This is a genomic window from Pseudomonas crudilactis, assembly GCF_013433315.1.
GTDB classification, from domain to species: domain Bacteria; phylum Pseudomonadota; class Gammaproteobacteria; order Pseudomonadales; family Pseudomonadaceae; genus Aquipseudomonas; species Aquipseudomonas crudilactis.
This window is the reverse complement of sequence record NZ_WXVV01000020.1, coordinates 37,836-56,547: the sequence shown is the minus strand read 5'-3', so window position 1 is coordinate 56,547 and position 18,712 is coordinate 37,836. Positions and strand designations below refer to the sequence as shown.

Here is an 18,712-nt window from a genome sequence, read left to right as displayed (position 1 = left end):
TTATGTATTTGACACACCGCTATCGCGAGCAGGCTCACTCCTACAGGGGGTTATTTGTTTGCAATGGGGATCAGGACAGGAACCCACCGTCGACATTCAGCGCAACACCCGTGGTGTAGCTCGACGCATCACTGGCCAGGTACAACACCGCGCCGGCCATTTCGCTCGGATCGGCTACACGCTTGAGCGGAATCTGCGTCAGCGCTTGCTTGAGGATCGCGTCGTTCTTCACCAGTGCCGAGGCGAACTTGGTGTCGGTCAGGCCCGGCAGCAGGGCGTTGCAGCGGATGCTGAACTGCGCGCATTCCTTGGCGAAGACTTTGGTCATGTTGATCACCGCGGCCTTGGTCACCGAGTAGATGCCCTGGAAAATCCCCGGCGAAATACCGTTGATCGATGCGACGTTGATGATGCTGCCGCCACCGTTTTCGCGCATCAGCTTGCCGGCCTCAACCGACATGAAGAAGTAGCCACGAATGTTGACGTCGACGGTCTTCTGAAATGCGCTCAGATCGGTGTCCAGCACGTTGCAGAATTGTGGATTTGTCGCGGCGTTGTTGACCAGAATGTCGAGGCGGCCGAACTGTTCCTTGATGCCGGCGAACACTTGAGCAATCTGTTCCATTTCACCGATATGGCAGGCCACTGCGGTGGCTTTGCCGCCCGCGGCAATGATCGCATCGGCAACGTGCTGGCAGCCATCGAGTTTGCGGCTCGAGACGATCACGTGGGCGCCTTGCTGGGCGAGCAGTTTGGCGATGGCTTCACCGATGCCACGGCTGGCGCCGGAGACGAAAGCGATCTTGCCGTCGAGGTCGAACAACTGAGTCTTGGACATAAGGGTTCCTGGGTGTGGGCCGTCAGAGGCTCGATTTCGCAATGACCTGCAAGCTCATCTGCTCCAGCAGTTTGTTCATGTGAATGAACTGCGCGAAGCGTTTGTCCTGAGTCTGGCCGTGGTAGAAGCGGTAGTAGATCTGCTGCACGATGCCGGCCAGGCGGAACAGACCGTAGGTGTAGTAGAAGTCGAAATTGTCGATCTGGATGCCCGAACGCTCGGCGTAGTAATCGACGAACTCGCGGCGGGTGAGCATGCCCGGTGCGTGGCTCGGCTGGCGACGCATCAGTTGCACTGGCGCCGGGTCATCGGCCTGAATCCAATAGGCGAGGGTGTTGCCCAGATCCATCAGCGGGTCGCCGAGGGTGGTCAGTTCCCAGTCGAGCACGCCGATGATCTGCATCGGATTCTGTGGGTCGAGGATGACGTTGTCGAAGCGATAGTCGTTGTGGACGATGCTCGAGGTCGGATGGTCGGCCGGCATTTTGTCGTTGAGCCAGGCTTTGACCTTTTCCCAGTGTGGCGCGTCGGGGGTCAGGGCTTTTTCGTAGCGTTCGCTCCAGCCTTTGATCTGGCGCGCGACGTAGCCTTGCGGTTTGCCCAGATCACCGAGGCCGCAGGCGTTGTAATCGACACGGTGCAGTTCGACGAAGCGGTCGATGAAGCTCTTGCACAGCGCTTCGGTTTTCGCTGAATCGAGGCCCAGTTCCGCCGGCAGTTCCGAGCGCAGGATGATCCCTTTGACCCGTTCCATCACGTAGAACTCGGCGCCGATCACCGATTCGTCGGTGCAGTGCACGTAGGCTTTCGGGCAATACGGAAAACCGTCGCGCAATTGATTGAGGATGCGGAATTCGCGGCCCATGTCGTGGGCGGATTTGGCCTTGTGGCCAAACGGCGGGCGGCGCAGGACGAATTCCTGTTCCGGGTATTCCAGCAGGTAGGTCAGGTTCGACGCGCCGCCGGGAAACTGGCTGATCGCAGGCGTGCCGCTCAGGCCCGGAATGTGCGTCTTGAGGTACGGATCGATCAGGCTGGCATCAAGTTCTTCGCCGGAGCGGATACGGGTGGACTGGTCAGTAAGCGCCATGCTTATCCCTTCTGCTTATTTTGGAGGCCAGACATCATTGGCTAATCTAATGGGGCGCTCGGGCGGTCACAAGCGCGGGTCGGTCTTATAGGTTAGCGTGTTGCCGGATAATCACCTTTGGGAATGTGCGCGACGGGCTGCGGCAGACTAAGGTTTAGCGGGTATGCCATGGTCGATAAGGAGCGTTGAAATGGGCTGTCCGCAAGTCTGTGCCACGGCCACGCTGCAATGCAGCTTCGGCGCTGCGCCGTCGATGCTCAATGTGTTGCCAGTGAACCGCACGCTGACCGGCGGGATGCCGGCGGCGAACATCATGGATCACATCCCGTTGGTGAATATCCTGCCGTTTGGCGTGTGCATGAGCCTGGCCAACCCGATGGTGGCCGCTGCAACTGCCGCCGCGCTGGGGGTGTTGACGCCGATGCCGTGTATACCGGCGACGGCCACACCGTGGATTCCCGGCGGGGCGCCGACGTTGTTGCTGGGCGGGATGCCGGCGATCGATGCCAACTCGACGTTGATGTGCAACTGGGCGGGGGTGATCAAGATTGTAGTGCCGGGACAGATGCAGATGCTGATTCCGTGAGCCGCTGAACCGCTGAACCCTCACCCCAGCCCTCTCCCTGAGGGAGAGGGAGCCGACCGAGGTGTCTGCCGAGATACATCGACCTGAACGACCGAGTCGATTACGGATTCACAGCAGGTCTTTCACGTCGGCGTGACTCGCCAATCTCCCCCCATCAGTTCCCTCCCACTCGGGGAGGGATGGGGGGCCGACCGAGGTGTCTGACGAGATACATCGGCCTGAACGACCGAGTCGATTATGGATTCACAGTAGGTCTTTCACGTCGGCGTAACTCGCCAATATCCCGCGATCAGTTCCCTCTCCCTCTGGGAGAGGGCTAGGGTGAGGGGCTCTTCAAGGTTCTCAGGCCTGTTGCGGATCCGCCCACTGCCGATACCACCAACGCACCCGCGAAATCGGCTTGCCATCCGCGCCCAGTGGCCGTCCATCTTCGGCAAAGCCTTGCTCCGGCTCCAGCAACTGTCCGTTCACATAGCGCGCTTCCAGCGCCGGTTTGCCATTGGGATGAAAACGCTGATAACGCCCCTCCCGCACGCCATCGCGATAAAACTCGGCCTCCGCCACTTGCCCATCCGGGAAGTAATTGAACGCTTCGCCATGCAGTAACCCGCGCCGATAGGTTGCCTTGCGCTGTAGAAATCCCTCCGGCGCGTAAAAACTGGCGACGCCCTGCAGCTTGTCACGCACGAACGGCATCTGCGCCGAGACCTTGCCGTTGGGGTGATAGAGCAGCGACGTGCCCTGCAATTCGCCCTGGCTGTAACTCAGGTCCGCCTGCTTGCGCCCGTCATCCTTGATGTTCAGCGGCCCATCTAGCTGACCGTCCTGCAAACGCCCCTTGAGCTGCTTGTCATCCTGTTGCAGATCCAGCGGTGTGATCGCCATGGCTTTTCCCTGTCAGTTGACCTGCACCAGCCCGCCCTTGATGGTCAGCATGCCGCCGCCATCGACTGTCTGCGAGGCGGCGCCCTTGTTGGTCAGGCTGATCCCGGCATCGTTGGTCAATGTGGTGCCGGCCTTGTTGTCCAGAGAAGTGCCGGCCTGATTGGTCAGCGCGGTGCCGGCTTTGTGCGTGATCGAGGTGCTGGCCGAGGTCGCCAGATCGGCGCCGCTCTTGATCGTGAAACTGCCGCCACTTTGCAGGGTGAGGGTGCCGCTGACCTTGATTGTCAGGTTGCCGTCCACCGTCAGGCTGTAATTGCCGGTGACCTTGTCGGTGTAGTTGCCGCCGGTGCTGTGGTTCTGGTCGGCGCCCACCGTTACCGTGCGGCTATCCTTCACATCGAGGCTGTCGCTGCCGGTCTGAATGGTCACGCTGCGCTTGCCTTTTTCCAGGGTCACAGTCTCGTCGCCGTCCTTCACTGTGCGGGTGCGCGCATTTTGCACCGTGAGGGTTTCATCGTGACCGACGGTGGCCGTGGTGTCGTTGAGCACGTTGATATTCAGATCCTTCTGCGCCTGCAAAAACACTTCTTCGGCGTCTTTCTTGTCTTCGAAGCGCAACTCGTTGAAGCCACCGCCACCCTTGGACGACTGGGTCTTGATCCCCGATTGCGTCTGATTGGCCGGCAGCGCATAGGGCAGGGCATTGTCACCGTTGTAGACGCAACCGGTCACCAGCGGCCGATCCGGATCGCCATCGATAAACGTGACGATGACTTCCTGGCCGATGCGCGGAATGAACTGCATGCCAAATCCCTTGCCGCTCCAGGGCAACACCACGCGCACCCAGCAGGAACTGGTTTCATCGTTCTTGCCGTCGCGATCCCACGGGAATTGCAACTTGATCCGGCCGTACTCGTCTGTCCAGATTTCCTCGCCGGACTTGCCCACTACGATCGCGGTCTGCGGGTGCATGCGTGGTTTTGGTGTGACACGTTGTGGGCGAAACGGCGTGGCTTTGGGGATCGCTTCGAAGCGGTTGCGATAGCTTTCATGGCTGACGTCATGGGTGACCCGCGTCACCACCCAATCGATGTTCATGCTCGGGTCATCGTGCCCGTCGAGGGTGAACCAGTGCCCCGGAATCAGCCAACGGCAGTCGCTTTCGCCGACATAACGTTTCTCCTTGCTGCGCAAGCCGTCAACCCGTTGCTTGGTCAACGCATCGCCGCGCGCCTTGGCGTTGTAGCCGCCCGGGTGCTCGTAGATCGAACGCGGCCCGGCGACCGCTTCGGCCTGGCCGTAAAGTGAAGTGGTCGGAGTGGTGAACTCGTAATCCGTCGCCCGATACACTCCGGCCACTGCTTGCAGGCACACTTGCCCGGAGCGAATGCCGTGCAACTCCCGCTCGCCCAACTGCTGGCCCAGATACTTGACCTTCGGCCCGTTGGGGATCTGCACAAACGCGTCATTGCTGTCGCCGAGCACCAGCGTGTGCTTGCCGTCATCGTGGGTAAAGAACCAGAAGATGCCTTCTTCCTCCAGCAGTCGCGAGACGAAGGCGAAATCCGTTTCGCTGTACTGCACGCAATATTCGCGGGGTGTGTAGCTGCCGGTCAGCGAAAGTCTGAAATCACTGAAGCCGTGGGCCTTGAATATCGTGGTGGCGATGTCTGAAGTTGCGAGGTTCTGGAACACGCGGTTGTTGCTGGCGAGGGTCAGCCACCATAACCACGGGCGTAAAACGAGTTGATAACGCTCGGCGGTGGCGTCGGCGGGCAGTTGGCGAATTTCCGCGACCATTGCGTCGAGCGCGCGCAACTGCTCATCGTTGTGCAGAGCGGTGGTGACGTGGGTGGCAACGGCGCTGGTGAGGGTGAGCGAGGCGCCGTCGTTTAGACCGTTGAGGATTTGCGAACCGAGCCCATTGAGGGCTTCTTCACCGGACAGCGACTCAGGATAAAGCGCCGACAATGCGGCGGCGGTCAGGGAGAGCGTTGTATTGCTGTCGGTGGCACGTGGCATTGATTAATCCCAACGATCGGTGAGCGTGATTACTGTTCTTCTTCCGGTGCTGGCAGAACCCACGGCGCGTCAGCCGCGGGAAGATCGGCGAAGTTGTTATTCTTCACGCCATTGAACAGCGCGACGACATACTCGCCATATTCTTCAACGTGGTCTTTTTCGATTTTTGGTCGGTCACCGTCGCCCGATGCACTGGTGCGGGTGTCCGTAGCAGGCAGTTCAATATCTACATCGAATTGCGCCTTGATCCACTTCACATAGATGGCAATCCATCTTGCACAGGACTCGCATGCACGTTTTATCCCGCCAATCGTGGCAGTCTGGTGAGCATTCAGCGGGGACGCGCCGATTTTGGTCTGGGTGAGCAGACGCAAAAGCTTCAACTCTGCATGCGACGGCAAGCTGTCGTTGAGCAAGTTGATGGCATTGGTATTGGTGTTGTAGTTTTTGGTCATCAAGCTCTTGCTGCCGGCAGGTTTGGTCAAGCCGGTGGCAACCCCCGCGTCGGTGAGTTTTCTCACCGCCCACAGTATGCGTTGCGCCTGGGTGTCGACCGGGATTGTCGGATTCTTCTTGATCATGTTGCGAATGAGCGTCAACTCTTCAGCGCTCAGATCTGTCACTGCAGTACTTGCCGCCGCGTAAGTACAGGCGGTTTTTTCCGGGCCGCTGTAATCGGCCGTAAAGGCACGCCCCAGCGAGGGGGTCTTCGTCGTGTGCTCCATTTTCAGCAGCGCGTGGCAGAACCGCATACATTGCAGGAAGGTGTCGAGGTTGGTCACGCCAAATGCCTGGAAGAACTTGTCGACTCTGGCGTGTTCCCCATAGTTGCAGGCGATGAACAGGCGTTCATCGATCTTCATGCACTGAACTTCTTCGACTTTGGTCCCGACGGCCTTGTCACTCAGTTCGCTGTCCCAGTTTTTCTGTCGAGTCGCCGAGTTGATGATGGTGGAAAAGAGCACCAGATCTTTGGCGTTGTAGCTGGAAATAGGCATGATCTTCCTTGTATCCGGAGTTAGCCAAGCGCTGCGTTCAGGTAAAACATGACGGGGAAATGGTCGCTGCGAATCGGGTGACCCAGACAATACGGGGCGATTTCCAGGATGTTGCCCCAGGAATCACTGTTCTGCTGCAGGCTCGCATCACATTCCGCACGCCAGTGCTGTGCATGCATGACGTAGGCATAGTCGAGCAACAACAGCACGGGTTGTAGATCACAGGCTTCGATGCCCTGGTCGAACATGTACTGCGGCAAGTACGACTTGGCCGTGAGGTGGGTGTCTTTGCCGTAGCCTTGAAGGATGCTCAGTTCATGGGCAGCCTGCGCGAGGGTGACATTTTTAATGCTCAAGTGGGTGTAACCCGGATTGGACGGCACCAAGCGGTTCAGGCCTTTTATTTCGGCGTAGGCCTGCGTCGGGATGAGGTTCAAGTCACCACCAAAAAACAGCAGATTCTTGATGCCGAGCATGGCTTTGTTGTCCTGGATGAAGCCGATCGTGTCGACAATATTGCCCGGTGCCATGAACGAGGCGTTGGCGTGATAGAACGCGAACCCGAAGGTTGATTCGATGTGGCGAATGATCAACGGCGCGCGTTGTTCCGTATGAGACAGAATGTAATTGTCGGTGACGTTATCGAATTCAGTACTGATGTCGTTTCGCAACAGCACCATCGAGCCGAGCGTGGTGTGTTTTTTCTTGCCACCTTCCTGCGTCAACGTGGCGATCGCCGTGTAGCTGCCGGTCAGGTCGGCAATCAGGCTTTCATTGATGTTTCCGGTTTTGCCTGCTTCGAACAGGGCGATGATGTGAGGCTTTTTTTGCGCGATATAGAAATCCAGAAACTTCTTTTTGTCGGTATAGGCCTGTGAGTGGTTGCTCTTCTGATTGTCGAAATGTTGAGCATTCCAGATCATGATCGAATACATACAAGCCTCCCTGCGTTTGCGCTACATTCAGCCAACCTAGATGCACCGACGCCACCGGTACCACGTCGCGCCATTGTCAAGAACAGTCGCCCTCACGGGCGTGCGTCCGGTCATCTGCTCCTGGTAGCTCCAGTGCTTCTTATTGAAGAAAGTGATCTTGACGCTGAACAGAAGCTGATCTGCACCGGTCAGGATCGTGAGCAGTTTTTTGGCGCGATCCTTGACCCAGGCTTTACTGTAGTTTTGGTTCTGCTGGGCATTCATCTCATTGATAAAAAGAATCATCGAGGCATATAACTCGGCGGTTTTTATGAAGTGTTTCGAGAACTTTATTTCTCTCAAATGGCTGAAGTCGTCTACGTTGGCATCGCCTGGATCATCACTGCGATGCTGGGGGAGCGGGCCTTCGAGAATATTCCACGATGACCATGAAATAGCTTCAAAGAGGTCGGACTGTTCCTCGCCGTCGAGTTCATCGGCGGGAGCAAGAAGACCATTGGCGATTTGCGCAACCACCGCTTTCCATTGCGCATAGGTCTGGGTTTCCAGCTGCAAGGTAGGCATCAAGGTGGTCTTGATCACTTTCAGTTTTCTCTTGATCTCCGGGAATCGCCCACCTTTGGCTCGCTGGCTGAAAAGATCCACGCACATGTCCAGCAGATCGTCATCGGCAATGACATACAGCCAGTTCCAGAAATCTCTCAAACTGTTGAAGGGTATCTGGTGATGCCAGGTCAACGGGAATGAGCGCTGCGTCGTTTCCGGCACCAGATCAATTTTCCGTGAATAGTGCATTGTCAGGTCCGAGTGAACCCATTCCCGGTGGCCGTTGCTCGGAAAGCGGGCGGTGATGATCGGTGAACTAGCCATGTCCTGTTTTTTCCCCTATTCGCCTGTCTTTGACGTCACTCTAAAACCCATTCCGCCAGCTTCCCGGTCACTTGGGTCATCAATACATTCTCGACATCCCGCGCACCGGCCGCGCTGCACTTGGCGAGCACCGCTTTGACAATTCCCGAATCGAACTCGAACTGCTTTCCGGTGGCCGCCTTATAGCGACCACGTAACTTCTCAAGTTTGGCGAGCACAATCCCTTCCAGCGTCGCCTCATCCAGCGGCCGATACGCAACCACGGTCATCCGTGCCAGAAACGCCGGGCGGAAGGCTTGCAGCAAGACTTTATGCAGGGCTTCGTTGAAGGCATCCGAGCCGAGTTGCGCAACGGGCGTATCGAGCAACAACTCAGCGCCGACATTGCTGGTGGCCAACATCACGGTGTTCTTGAAGTCCACCACCAACCCGGTGCCGTCCTCCATCAAGCCTTTGTCGAAGACGTTGTAAAACGCTTCGAGTACATCCGGGTGGGCCTTTTCGATCTCATCCAGCAACACCACGGAATATGGTTTGCGCCGCACCGCTTCAGTCAGCACGCCGCCGCTGCCATAACCGACATATCCGGGCGGGGCGCCTTTGAGTTGGCTGACGGTGTGGGCTTCCTGATATTCGGAGAGGTTGATGCTGATCAGGTTGCGTTCGCCGCCATACAACGCATCGGCCAGCGCATACGCGGTTTCGGTTTTGCCAACACCCGTAGGGCCGACCAGCAGGAACACGCCGACCGGTTTTTGCGGATCGGTGAGGCCGGCGCGATAAGCCTGCAGACGTTGGGCGATGGTGTTGAGCGCGGCGCTCTGGCCCATCACTCGTTGGCCCATGCGTGTGCCGAGGGTGCGCACGGCATGGGCTTCGTCGGCGAGCATCTTGCCGACGGGGATGCCGGTCCAGCCGGCGATGACGGCGGCAACGGTTTTTGCGTCGACTTGTTCGGGCACCAATGGATCGTCCTGGCGAATCGCGTCCAGTCCGGCCTCCAGGCGCAGCAGTTCGGCAGCCAGATGATCGATGCGGCTGTCGGTGGCTTCATCGGGTTTGTCGCTGTCGGCGCGCTCGCTCAAATCGAGCAGTTCACGGCGCGTGTCGAGCAGTTCGCGCACGGCCACACGCTCCTCGCCCCAGCGGGTTTCCAGTTCGCGGATGGCCTGCACATTACCGGTCGATTCGCTTTCCAGCAGGGTGATGCGCTCGCGATGATCCAGGCCTGTCGCCTGTTCGCGGCGCAGGCGTTCGACTTCATCCTTGAGGCTGTTCTGTCGGTGGCGCAGGCTTTCCAGAGGTGGCGGGGTATCGTGCTGGCCGAGGGCGACCCGGGCGCACGCGGTATCGAGCACGCTGATGGCTTTATCCGGCAACTGGCGACCAGAGATGTAGCGGTGCGAGAGCTTCACCGCTTCATGGATTGCCGCGTCGAGCACTTGCACGCCGTGGTGCTGTTCGAGTTTGGCGGCGACGCCACGGAGCATTTCCACGGCAGTGGTTTCGTCCGGTTCCTCAACCTGAACAAGTTGAAAGCGGCGGGCGAGGGCCGGGTCTTTCTCGAAGTATTTCTTGTATTCCATCCAGGTGGTCGCGGCGAGGGTGCGCAACTCACCACGGGCCAGAGCCGGTTTCAGCAGATTGGCCGCATCGCTGCCACCCTCGGCACCACCCGCGCCGATCAACGTATGCGCTTCGTCGATAAACAGGATGATCGGTTTGTCGGCGCTGCGTACCGCATCGATCACGCCTTTCAAACGCTGTTCGAATTCACCTTTGACCCCCGCGCCGGCCTGCAACAGACCCAGATCCAGAACGCGCAAACTGACTTCCTGCAACGATGGCGGCACGTCCCCGGCGGCAATGCGCAGGGCCAGGCCTTCGACCACGGCGGTTTTGCCAACACCCGGCGCGCCGACCAGAATTGGATTGTTCTGTCGACGCCGCAGCAGAATGTCGATGCATTGGCGAATCTCGCCGTCGCGGCCAACGATCGGATCAATGCGCCCGGCATGGGCGTCGGCGGTAAGGTCCTGGGTGTATTGATCGAGCACTGAGTCCTGGCGTGGTGCCGGGTTTGCAGAAGACACCGCGCGCGGGCCGACATGCTCGCGAGAGTTTTCCGTCCATTCCAACAGGTTCGCGCGCAATGCTTCTTTGGGGATCCGCAGCAACGAGGAGGCACTGTTGAGCAGCAAACTGCGGCGCTCATCGCGATCAACCAGCGCCAACAACAGCAACCCGGAACGAATGCTGTCGAGCCCCAGCACACTGGCCTGCACCACCGCGTCTTCGAGCAAACCCAAGGTGTGTGACGACAGTGCTGGCGTGCGCGTGCTGCCAGCCTTGAACAGATCCAGTGCCTTGTTGATTTCGGCTGTCAGCGCATCACGTTCGAGGCCGAAGCGCGGCAACAGAAAAGCCAGATCGCCACCCTCGATGTCGAGCAGTTCCAGCAACAGATGCTCGATTTCGACAAAGTGATGGCCGCGCTGCAAGCACCGTTGCGCGGCGCGTTCAAGGGCGCGGCGGTTGTCCGGGTTGAGGCGTCCGATCAGGCTGGCCAGTTCCATTTCAGGTGATCTCCAGCTGGCGAAGACGGGTTTCGATACGCTGTACAGCGAGGCTGGCCTGACGCTGCAGACCGCCGTTCCAGGTGACCTGCGCCGGCGTCTGACGATTGAGTTTCAGCGGTCCGGCTCCGCGTATCAGCAGCACCAGCGTCACGTCCAGATCCGGGCCGAAATACAGCGCGGCGAGGCTGGCCAGCGCCGGATGCGCTTCGCCGTCAGGCAGGAATCGCCCGGCTTGCGTCGAGGGCAACGGTCCGAGCGTCAGACGAATACCTGCATGTTCATCCCAGACCCGCGTGCCGGCGACGGCGTTGCGCCCCAGTTGCAGATTGCGCCCTCCCGGTTTGATGACGCTGCGGCTCGCCGACGGAATCTCGCGCCACGCACCTTCGTAAGCGCTCAACTCGACCGGCACGGCAAACTGTTCGCGCACAATCGCGGCGAACCCGGCCAATGAGCGGCGGCCATCGGCAAACAACGCGGTGCAGGCCAGCACCGCACAATCGGGAACCGCTTGGCGTTCCTGCAAAGACTTTGGCAACAGTCCGGTCAGCGCGCGCAGTTGCGCCTGTACCGGAGACGCGCCGGGGGTGACAAAACCGATGGCGATGCGGTGCTTGCGCATGACCTTGTAAAGCAAACTGAGCAGGCGATGCTGGAACAGATCGAGAAACTCGGCAGGCGCATGATCCTTGGCTCGCGCCCGTTGTTGCAGCCATTCCTGCCAAGCATAGGGCAGGGGGCCGTCGGGCCCGCCAAGGCCGAAGATCGGCGTGTCGAGGGTCAGCGATTCACCCGGCACCTCGCGCAGGCTTTCGATCTGGCTGGCGGCGAACATCGGCGTCAGAGGCCCGCGCAGTTTCAATGCTTCCGCTTGCGGCGACGTGCCGCTGCCGAGTGATTGCGCCTGCGGCTGCTCGCGCTCGAGCAACAACAACGCCTGCAGCCAGTCGAACGCCTGCGGATCACGGCGCAGGCGCTGGCTCAGGGTCAGAGGGACAGGGGCATGCCGGCTTGGGGTTGCCATGCCTTGACCTCCTTGTCTTCCTGCATCAACACCGTGCGCACAAAGCGATTGGCCGTGGCGTACACCGAAAAGAACTGCGCGAGCACCGCCGAAAACAGCACCGCGCTGCTGCCGACAAAATGCTGTGGATCAAGTTGCAACTGCACTTCAAGACCATTGCGCCAACCGCGCCACGCATCGCCGCCGACATGGCCGATCACCCGTTCGCAACTGAGGCTCAGCAGGCCTTCGATCTGCCGTACCGCACTGGTTTCATCGCGCAGGTTGTGCAGGTGCAGGATCTCTTTAAGAGCATCGAGCGCCTGCGGACCTTCGACCAGTGACAGATGGTTGAGAGTCAGTTGCGACACCAGCCGCCAGCGTGAATCGCCGTCCAGGCGCGGCAGACTTTGCGGGCTCGGCGGGTTGCGCAGGCGAGCCCATGCCACTGGGCCAGGGCGTTCGAAACCCAGCGGTGTCCCGGCGGTCAGGCTTTGGGCCAAGTGCCGGTTGGTGCACAGCAACTCGGCCGTCAGGCTGTAGTCGGGTAGATCGGTTTGCGGTTCGAAGCGGGTGTCGACCACGCTCACCAACAGGTCACTGCCGAGCCGGTTCGCGGTCATGCCGCTGACCCGGCGTGCATGCCAGTAGCGTTGTTGATCGCCGCCGCTGTGCTGACTACCGTAATAGGCTGGCAGCCTTTGTACGCCGGAGCTGGAGCTGGCACGCATGCCTCGGATGCTGTGAATTTCGACGCTGTTTTCGCGGTGGCTGTCGGCGATAAGACGGTACTCGCTGCGGGTGCCGTCCGGTCGCAGCGGCTCGGAGGTGCGCGGGAACAGGTTGATCACCGGCGCGCAGCCCAGAGCGATATCGCTGGCCTGCAAGTGCAGGCGGCAGCCCGGCGCCCGGTCGAACACGATGTACAGATAAAGCGTCTGACAGTCACTGGCGACACCGCTCAGCGGCAGATCGAAAAAGTGAAATTTGTCCGGGAAGGCGAAGTACTCGGCCAGCAAACGCATGCCCGGATGAACACCGTCTTCATCCGGCAACATGACTTCGTCATCACTGAAACCGACGGTTTTCGGCAGGCCTTTGAGTACGATCGGCACGCTGCCCGGCGACCCGGCCAGCACTTGCACCGCATGGGCGCCGAGCAAGTCATACAGGGCGGCATTCACCACTGGCGACGCGGCCAAATGGATGCGCAATTGCTCGATGCCAAGTTCCGCCCATTGGCTTTCGCCAAGGCAGCGCAAGCTCAGGCGCAGTGCCGAGCGTGATTGCGCGACACCGGTCAGCGCTTGCGCTTCATCGCCGCCAAGCAACAGCACTTCGCTGACTTCGATCGGCCACAGACACACAGCGGACGAAGTGCGAAAGTGAATGCTTTCACCTTTGCCGGTGGTCACGAACAGGGGGGTGTCGCGGGGCAGGGGATAGCCCTCGTCGAGGTTGCCTTTGCCTGGATCAGGTTCGAACTGAACGATGGCGCAGGACGGCAACGGGCGCATGGCCAACGGGTAAAGCTGTTCAAGCAACGCATCGCTGAACTCGGCGTAATCGTCATCGAGCCGTCGTTGCAGGCGTGCGGCCAGCAGGGCAAAACCTTCGAGCAACCGCTCGACATGTGGATCGGGGCATTCGCCGGGGGACAACTGCAGGCGCCGGGCGACTTTCGGATAACGTTCGGCAAACTGGCCGCCGGCATGCCGCAGCCAAGTCAACTCTCGCTGGTAGTAATCGAGCAGTTGCGGGTCAATCGAGTCGCTCATAGCGCACCTCCAGCCCTTGCCCGCCGGGCTCGATGACAAATGCCACCGGCCAGTGTTGCTCGCCGCTGCGCAACTCGCCGATCAAGCGAATGCTCATTCGTTGCGGTTGTTCGGGCACAGGATTGACCTGAACTTCGCCGAGAATCAGGCGCGGTTCGAAATGAGTAATGGCTTCGCGGATGTCCCGTGCCAGCCGCCGACGGTCATCGCTGCGTTGCTGTTGCAGTGCACTCCAGTCGGCGATGCCGTAATCGATCACGCTGGGCGGCTGGGTCAGCGTGCGCGGGCCACGGCGGGTGTTGAACAGGCGCCCGAGCTCGGCGTGCACCGAGTCGAGCAAATCCTGCCGATCGAACGCCCGCGTGCTGTCGGCCTCGCTGGAGGCGAGGCGTTCGAGCAGCGGAGGTAGGATGCCGGTGCCAGCCATGGCCGGGGCGTCCGGTTAGCTGACAAGCTTGTTGGCGGCCATGTCCCAGGTCGACGCGGCGGTGCCTTCTTTGGTGCCATCGTCTTTTTGTGCGGTGAGTTCCCATTTGATCTTGGTGAAGTTCAGCGACAGGGTTTCCACCGGTTTGCCGCCGGTGCCGCCGCTGACGCTGACGTTGGAAATCACCACGTTGGTCAGGGTGTATACGATGAAAGGCATCAACTGTCCGCTGCCCTCGGCGGCGTTGCGACCGATAGTGATAATGGCTTCGGGGATCGGTTTGCCAGCGCAGCAGTATTCGTTGAGTGACGGCGTCGAGCTGTCGATGAACTTGGTCAAGGTGAATTCGCCGACATGGGGTTTACCGGAGGTTCGCTCCGAGTTGCTGACATCGTTGGTCACTTGCATCGCCACATTGTGGCTGTAGGACATGACTTCGATCTTGTCCGCAAAACCTTCGAGCAGGCTGTCACCTTTGATATCGCCGCCGAGGTCGAGAATGATTGCATCCATCGCTTGAAACTCCTGAAAGGTGTCGCGCTAGATAGAGAAAGCCCCCACCGCAGCTGCGGCGAGGGCAAAGCAGGTCAGGCAGCAACCGGTGGCGGCAAAGTCGCCACCAGGCGGATCGACGCGGTGAGCTCTTCGAGCTGGAAGTGCGGCCGCAGGAACACCGTCGCGCGGTAGGCGCCGGGCTTGCCGGCGACTTCGGTGACGTCCACCCGCGCTTCACGCAACGGGTACTGCGCCTTGATTTCCTGTGACGCGTTGTCGTTGATCAGCACGTAGTCGGCGATCCAGTTGTTGAGGTAGCTCTGCACGTTGTCGCGGGTCATGAAGCTGCCGACCTTGTCGCGCATGATCACCTTCAGGTAATGGGCGAAACGCGAGGCTGCGAGCACGTACGGCAACATCGCCGAGATCCGCGCGTTGGCGTTGGCCTCATTGGTGTTGTAGACCTTGGACTTGTTGGTGGTCTGGCCGCCGAAAAACACCGCGACGTCACTGTTTTTCTTGTGGCACAGGGCGATGAAACCGAGGTCGTTGAGCTCTTTTTCGCGGCGATCGGTGATCGCCACTTCGGTTGGGCATTTCAGCGACAGGTCGCCGGAACTGGTGCGGAAGGTATGCGCCGGCAGGCCTTCGACCGCGCCGCCGCCTTCAGCGCCGCGAATCGCCGCGCACCAGCCGTACTTGGCGAAGGCTTCGGTGATGCGTTGCGACAGCGCCCACGCGGCATTGCCCCACAGGTATTTGCTGTGGTCGGTGCCGTTGACGTCTTCGACGTAGTTGATGCCTTCCACCGGCGAGGTGTCGGGGCCGTAGGGCAGACGCAGGAGGAAATGCGGCAGTACCAGCGAGACGTAGCGCGAATCTTCGCTCTCGCGGAACGAGCGCCACTTGATCAGCTCCTGGCTCTCGAACACCTTCGACAGATCACGCGGCACCGCCAGTTCGGTGAAGCTGTTCATGTCGAACAGACGAGGGCTGGCGGCGGCAATGAATGGCGCGTGAGCCGCGGCGGCGACGTTTGACAGTTTCTCCAGCAGGCCGATGTCCTGCGGGTGACGGCCGAAGGTGTAATCACCGACCAACAGGCTGAACGGATGGCCACCGAAGGTGCCGTATTCCTCTTCATAAATTTTCTTGAACAGTGCGCTCTGGTCGAATTCGACGGCTTTCTCCAGGTCGTTCTGCAACTCTTTCTGCGTCACGTTGAGCAGGCGCAGTTTCAGCCGGGTGCTGGTTTCGGTGTTCTGCACCAGCATGTGCAGACCGCGCCACGAGGCTTCGAGTTTTTGCAGGTCGGGGTGGTGCAGAACCTCGTTGAGCTGGGCGCTGATCAGCTCGTCGATCTGGCTGATGCGGTCGTTGATCATCGCCACGGTGTCCTTGTCGATGGCCATGCCTTCGTCGAGGACCTGGGTGGCGAACTCCGCGAGCATGTCGCGGGCGTAATCCTGCTGACTGTCATCGTGGGCCATGCGGCCGTCGAGAATGATCTGGTCGAGCAGGGAAAGTGTCTCGGTCGTACTGTCGCTGGCTTGTTTCTGAGCTGAAGCGGGCATGGCGAATTCTCCCCTCGATTAAGTGGACGATCAGGCTTGCGGTTCGGCCGGGGCCTCGGCGTCAGCGGTCGGGGTAGCGGTGTCCGGGCGGGCCGATTTGATTTCCTGCAGGCCTTCGGTGTTGGCGATGACGTCGCGCAACAGCTTGTCCAGATCATCGTTGCCATCGAGTTTGGTCAGCAGATCGCGCAGGCGCTGGCGGGCTTCGAACAGGCGTCGCAGCGGGGTGACTTGCTCCACCACTTTGACCGGATCGAAGTCGTCGATGTGTTTGAAGTTGAGTTCGATATTGAGCTTGCTGTCGTCGCCGCTCAGGGTGTTGTTGACCTGCAGCGTGGCACGCGGGCTGATCGAGGCGAGCACTTCGTTGAAGTTATCACGGTCGATTTCGGTAAACCGCCGGTCAGTCAGTTTTGCCAATGGTTCGAGCGGCTTGCCCGAGAGGTCAGCGAGGATCCCGACCACCAGTGGCAATTCTTTTTTCTCGATGGCGTTGCCGATTTCGACGTCGTAAGTGATTTGCACTCGGGGCGGGCGCACCCGGTCGAGCTTGTGCTGAGTACTTTCTGCCATGACGGCGGACTCCGATGCGATGAGCGGGCGCAATGCATCGGGGAGGCCCGTTCATCGCTTTCCCTTGCTGGACCGTAGGTTAGAAAGGGAGGCAGATGACCTGTCGTTCCTTTGACAAACCTTCTTGATTCGGCTGTAGGAACCGAACTACCCAAGACGCTAGAACAGGTCTATAAAAAAGCAAGCAAAAACATTTTTGGACAGGCTTGTGAAAAGGAAAATTCATTTTGCGTAGACGACTTTTTCTAACACTGCTGTTTGCGTCCCTGGCCGGTTGTTCCCTCTTCGGGCCGAAGGTGGACCTCGACAGCCTGACCCTCGACGTCGCGCCCAAAGCCAACGACGACACGCCGATTGCCGTGGATTTCATTGCGGTCGCCGACCCCGACCTGCTCAAGCAATTGTCGGGCATCAGTGCCAGCCAGTGGTTCGCTGGGCGCGAACAGTATCAGCGCGACTATCGTCAGTTGATGAGCGTGTGGGGACTGGAGCTGGTGCCGGGGCAATTCATCGACCGCCAACCCTTCCCGCTGGGGGGCAAGAAGGCTGCTGGACTTTTGGTCTTCGCCAGCTATAACACACCCGGAGCGCACCGATTACGCCTCGACGATCAACGCGAGGCATGGCTGAAATTCGACAGTCGCGAGATGAATCTGGTCAGCCGGGAAAATTGAAAACACCGCTCGCCGCCGGCTTGCGGCAGGGTCGAAAGGAGTCGTATGAGTCTGCTACCTGACGCGGTTTGCTGGCATGAAGGCATGCAATTGTTGCCGCAGCATTTTCAGTTGCAGGGGCTGCGGGCCGAAGCGCTCGGTGCGCACCTGGCGCAGGCGTGCAACCCGTGGTTCTGGGGCGTCAGCCACATGGAGTTCGATCCTTCGGCGCTGAGTGCCGGGGTGGTGCGGGTGGTGTCGCTGCAAGGGACGATGCCCGACGGCTTGCCCGTGGATTTGCAGGCCGGCACCGGGCCAACCCTTGAACTGGACGTCAGCGCGGCGATCGATGCCGCCGACGATGCCACCGTCACGGTATTTCTGGCAATCAGCCCGATGTGGCGCGCCGGGCAATTGCTGCCGCTCAAGGGGCGGATGCAATCGGTAGTGGGTGAGGCGTTGCCGGATCTCACCAGCGGTGAGTTTCCCGAATCAATTACCGTGTGGCGACCCAATCCGCGTTTGTGCACGCAACTGAACAAAGCCGATTCAATCTGCCTGCCGTTGCTGAAAATTCGCAAGGAGGGTGGTGGGTTTCTGCCGTTGTCTTACACCCCGCCGACGCCAACCCTGTTGCCGGAATCGGCGCTCGGCCGACGCATCGCCGGGCTCTGCGCGCGGGCGCGGGAGAAATGCCTGTTTCTCGGCGGCCGCTTGCGTCAGGCGCAGCAGGCCGGCAATCAGGACGACGCGCTGGAAATTCGCCGTCAGTTGACCGCGTTATGGGCGCGCCTGCCGGAAGTCGAAGGCACGCTGAACAGTCGCATCGCCCATCCGCAAACGCTTCACGTACAACTGCTCGGGCTGGCCGGCGCGTGGTCGGCGCTCGATCCGCTGGCCGGCGTGCCGGCTTTTGCGCCGCTGGATTTTGTCGAATTGCAGCGCGGTTACGACGCGGTGCTGCAATGGCTGGAAACCACCCTGGAAATGATTCGGGCCGGTTATCGCAGCTTGCCGTTCGAACGCAGTGAGCAGAGCTTTTCGATTCAGTTGCCGGACGAGCAGCCGAGTCAGCGTCTGGTCATCGGTCTGCGCATGCCTAACGGTGCCAGTGAGCAAGCCGCGATCGACTGGTTGCGTGGCGCGATCATCGCCTCGGCGCCGCACATTGCGCTGCTCAGCCGTCAGCGCATGAGCGGGTTATCCCATCAGGCCATGAGCCGCAGCGAACAGGTTGCCTACAGCGTCGGCGAAGACACGCGCCTGTTTGTGATCACCGCCCAGGGCGCGTGGTTCGACGCGCAACTGCCGCTGATGATTGCTGCACCGGCGGCGAAGCTGACCAGCAGTCCATGGCAAGTGGTGCTGTTTATCGCCCAGAACAATGAAAGTGCCTGATCACACAA

The 18,712-nt window shown here is 60.0% G+C and carries 17 protein-coding genes; 3 read left to right on the top strand and 14 right to left on the bottom strand.

The genetic code is table 11. From position 1 onward, the window contains the following. Positions 1 to 70: 70 nt before the first annotated feature. Both GTU76_RS21000 and GTU76_RS20995 read right to left on the bottom strand, forming a co-directional pair. Positions 71 to 838, bottom strand: coding sequence for an SDR family oxidoreductase (locus GTU76_RS21000; RefSeq protein WP_180699486.1), 768 nt, complete (start codon positions 836 to 838; stop codon positions 71 to 73). Positions 839 to 860: 22 nt separating this feature from the next. Continuing rightward, positions 861 to 1,928, bottom strand: coding sequence for a phosphotransferase family protein (locus GTU76_RS20995; RefSeq protein WP_180699485.1), 1,068 nt, complete (start codon positions 1,926 to 1,928; stop codon positions 861 to 863). A 190-nt stretch (positions 1,929 to 2,118) separates the two neighbouring features. On the opposite strand from GTU76_RS20995, the gene GTU76_RS20990 reads away from it, so the two are divergent. Next, positions 2,119 to 2,514: a DUF4280 domain-containing protein gene (locus GTU76_RS20990; protein ID WP_016985257.1), complete on the top strand. Its 396-nt coding sequence runs from the start codon at positions 2,119 to 2,121 to the stop codon at positions 2,512 to 2,514. A gap of 342 nt (positions 2,515 to 2,856) precedes the next feature. Here the strand turns inward: GTU76_RS20990 and GTU76_RS20985 are convergent, their stop codons facing one another. From GTU76_RS20985 to tssB, 12 genes are all read right to left on the bottom strand, one after another. Next, positions 2,857 to 3,399: a toxin-antitoxin system YwqK family antitoxin gene (locus GTU76_RS20985; RefSeq protein ID WP_016982920.1), complete on the bottom strand. Its 543-nt coding sequence runs from the start codon at positions 3,397 to 3,399 to the stop codon at positions 2,857 to 2,859. Between the two features lie 12 nt (positions 3,400 to 3,411). Then, positions 3,412 to 5,421, bottom strand: a complete 2,010-nt coding sequence (locus GTU76_RS20980) for a type VI secretion system Vgr family protein (protein WP_180699484.1) — start codon at positions 5,419 to 5,421, stop codon at positions 3,412 to 3,414. A 29-nt stretch (positions 5,422 to 5,450) separates the two neighbouring features. Beyond that, on the bottom strand, positions 5,451 to 6,419 hold the full coding sequence (locus GTU76_RS20975; RefSeq protein ID WP_016982922.1) for a hypothetical protein: 969 nt from the start codon (positions 6,417 to 6,419) through the stop codon (positions 5,451 to 5,453). 20 nt (positions 6,420 to 6,439) lie between these two features. Then, positions 6,440 to 7,354 carry a hypothetical protein gene (locus GTU76_RS20970; RefSeq protein ID WP_180699483.1) on the bottom strand — a complete coding sequence of 305 codons (915 nt, stop codon included), beginning with the start codon at positions 7,352 to 7,354 and terminating at the stop codon, positions 6,440 to 6,442. 36 nt (positions 7,355 to 7,390) lie between these two features. After that, positions 7,391 to 8,224, bottom strand: a complete 834-nt coding sequence (locus GTU76_RS20965; RefSeq protein ID WP_016982925.1) for a hypothetical protein — start codon at positions 8,222 to 8,224, stop codon at positions 7,391 to 7,393. A 35-nt stretch (positions 8,225 to 8,259) separates the two neighbouring features. Then, positions 8,260 to 10,800, bottom strand: a complete 2,541-nt coding sequence (tssH, locus tag GTU76_RS20960; RefSeq protein WP_180699482.1) for a type VI secretion system ATPase TssH — start codon at positions 10,798 to 10,800, stop codon at positions 8,260 to 8,262. Position 10,801: 1 nt separating this feature from the next. Next, on the bottom strand, positions 10,802 to 11,827 hold the full coding sequence (gene tssG, locus GTU76_RS20955) for a type VI secretion system baseplate subunit TssG (protein ID WP_180699481.1): 1,026 nt from the start codon (positions 11,825 to 11,827) through the stop codon (positions 10,802 to 10,804). Continuing rightward, positions 11,791 to 13,584 carry a type VI secretion system baseplate subunit TssF gene (gene tssF, locus GTU76_RS20950; protein ID WP_016982928.1) on the bottom strand — a complete coding sequence of 598 codons (1,794 nt, stop codon included), beginning with the start codon at positions 13,582 to 13,584 and terminating at the stop codon, positions 11,791 to 11,793. The genes tssG and tssF overlap by 37 nt, the downstream gene beginning before the upstream one ends. Further along, entirely contained in the window at positions 13,568 to 14,011 is a 444-nt protein-coding gene (tssE, locus tag GTU76_RS20945) for a type VI secretion system baseplate subunit TssE (protein WP_175554665.1), read from the bottom strand. The genes tssF and tssE overlap by 17 nt, the downstream gene beginning before the upstream one ends. A gap of 15 nt (positions 14,012 to 14,026) precedes the next feature. Continuing rightward, complete coding sequence (locus tag GTU76_RS20940; RefSeq protein ID WP_016982930.1) at positions 14,027 to 14,524, bottom strand: Hcp family type VI secretion system effector; 498 nt, start codon at positions 14,522 to 14,524, stop codon at positions 14,027 to 14,029. Between the two features lie 74 nt (positions 14,525 to 14,598). Next, complete coding sequence (gene tssC, locus GTU76_RS20935; protein WP_016982931.1) at positions 14,599 to 16,080, bottom strand: type VI secretion system contractile sheath large subunit; 1,482 nt, start codon at positions 16,078 to 16,080, stop codon at positions 14,599 to 14,601. Positions 16,081 to 16,110: 30 nt separating this feature from the next. Next, positions 16,111 to 16,653 carry a type VI secretion system contractile sheath small subunit gene (tssB, locus tag GTU76_RS20930; RefSeq protein ID WP_180699480.1) on the bottom strand — a complete coding sequence of 181 codons (543 nt, stop codon included), beginning with the start codon at positions 16,651 to 16,653 and terminating at the stop codon, positions 16,111 to 16,113. 227 nt (positions 16,654 to 16,880) lie between these two features. Between tssB and GTU76_RS20925 the strand changes: the two genes are divergently transcribed. Both GTU76_RS20925 and tssK read left to right on the top strand, forming a co-directional pair. Beyond that, entirely contained in the window at positions 16,881 to 17,327 is a 447-nt protein-coding gene (locus tag GTU76_RS20925; protein ID WP_016982933.1) for a hypothetical protein, read from the top strand. A 45-nt stretch (positions 17,328 to 17,372) separates the two neighbouring features. Further along, a complete protein-coding gene (gene tssK, locus GTU76_RS20920; protein WP_180699479.1) occupies positions 17,373 to 18,704 on the top strand; it encodes a type VI secretion system baseplate subunit TssK in 1,332 nt (443 codons plus the stop codon). Positions 18,705 to 18,712 lie beyond the last annotated feature (8 nt).

What these genes read in the sequence shown, in the direction of transcription:
- tssB (WP_180699480.1), bottom strand. Translation starts at nt 16,653, where the DNA reads ATGGCAGAAAGTACTCAGCACAAGCTCGACCGGGTGCGCCCGCCCCGA.
- tssK (WP_180699479.1), top strand. Translation starts at nt 17,373, where the DNA reads ATGAGTCTGCTACCTGACGCGGTTTGCTGGCATGAAGGCATGCAATTG.
- tssH (WP_180699482.1), bottom strand. Translation starts at nt 10,800, where the DNA reads ATGGAACTGGCCAGCCTGATCGGACGCCTCAACCCGGACAACCGCCGC.
- tssF (WP_016982928.1), bottom strand. Translation starts at nt 13,584, where the DNA reads ATGAGCGACTCGATTGACCCGCAACTGCTCGATTACTACCAGCGAGAG.
- GTU76_RS20990 (WP_016985257.1), top strand. Translation starts at nt 2,119, where the DNA reads ATGGGCTGTCCGCAAGTCTGTGCCACGGCCACGCTGCAATGCAGCTTC.
- GTU76_RS20965 (WP_016982925.1), bottom strand. Translation starts at nt 8,224, where the DNA reads ATGGCTAGTTCACCGATCATCACCGCCCGCTTTCCGAGCAACGGCCAC.
- GTU76_RS20975 (WP_016982922.1), bottom strand. Translation starts at nt 6,419, where the DNA reads ATGCCTATTTCCAGCTACAACGCCAAAGATCTGGTGCTCTTTTCCACC.
- tssG (WP_180699481.1), bottom strand. Translation starts at nt 11,827, where the DNA reads ATGGCAACCCCAAGCCGGCATGCCCCTGTCCCTCTGACCCTGAGCCAG.
- tssE (WP_175554665.1), bottom strand. Translation starts at nt 14,011, where the DNA reads ATGGCTGGCACCGGCATCCTACCTCCGCTGCTCGAACGCCTCGCCTCC.
- GTU76_RS20985 (WP_016982920.1), bottom strand. Translation starts at nt 3,399, where the DNA reads ATGGCGATCACACCGCTGGATCTGCAACAGGATGACAAGCAGCTCAAG.
- GTU76_RS21000 (WP_180699486.1), bottom strand. Translation starts at nt 838, where the DNA reads ATGTCCAAGACTCAGTTGTTCGACCTCGACGGCAAGATCGCTTTCGTC.
- GTU76_RS20980 (WP_180699484.1), bottom strand. Translation starts at nt 5,421, where the DNA reads ATGCCACGTGCCACCGACAGCAATACAACGCTCTCCCTGACCGCCGCC.
- tssC (WP_016982931.1), bottom strand. Translation starts at nt 16,080, where the DNA reads ATGCCCGCTTCAGCTCAGAAACAAGCCAGCGACAGTACGACCGAGACA.
- GTU76_RS20970 (WP_180699483.1), bottom strand. Translation starts at nt 7,354, where the DNA reads ATGTATTCGATCATGATCTGGAATGCTCAACATTTCGACAATCAGAAG.
- GTU76_RS20995 (WP_180699485.1), bottom strand. Translation starts at nt 1,928, where the DNA reads ATGGCGCTTACTGACCAGTCCACCCGTATCCGCTCCGGCGAAGAACTT.
- GTU76_RS20940 (WP_016982930.1), bottom strand. Translation starts at nt 14,524, where the DNA reads ATGGATGCAATCATTCTCGACCTCGGCGGCGATATCAAAGGTGACAGC.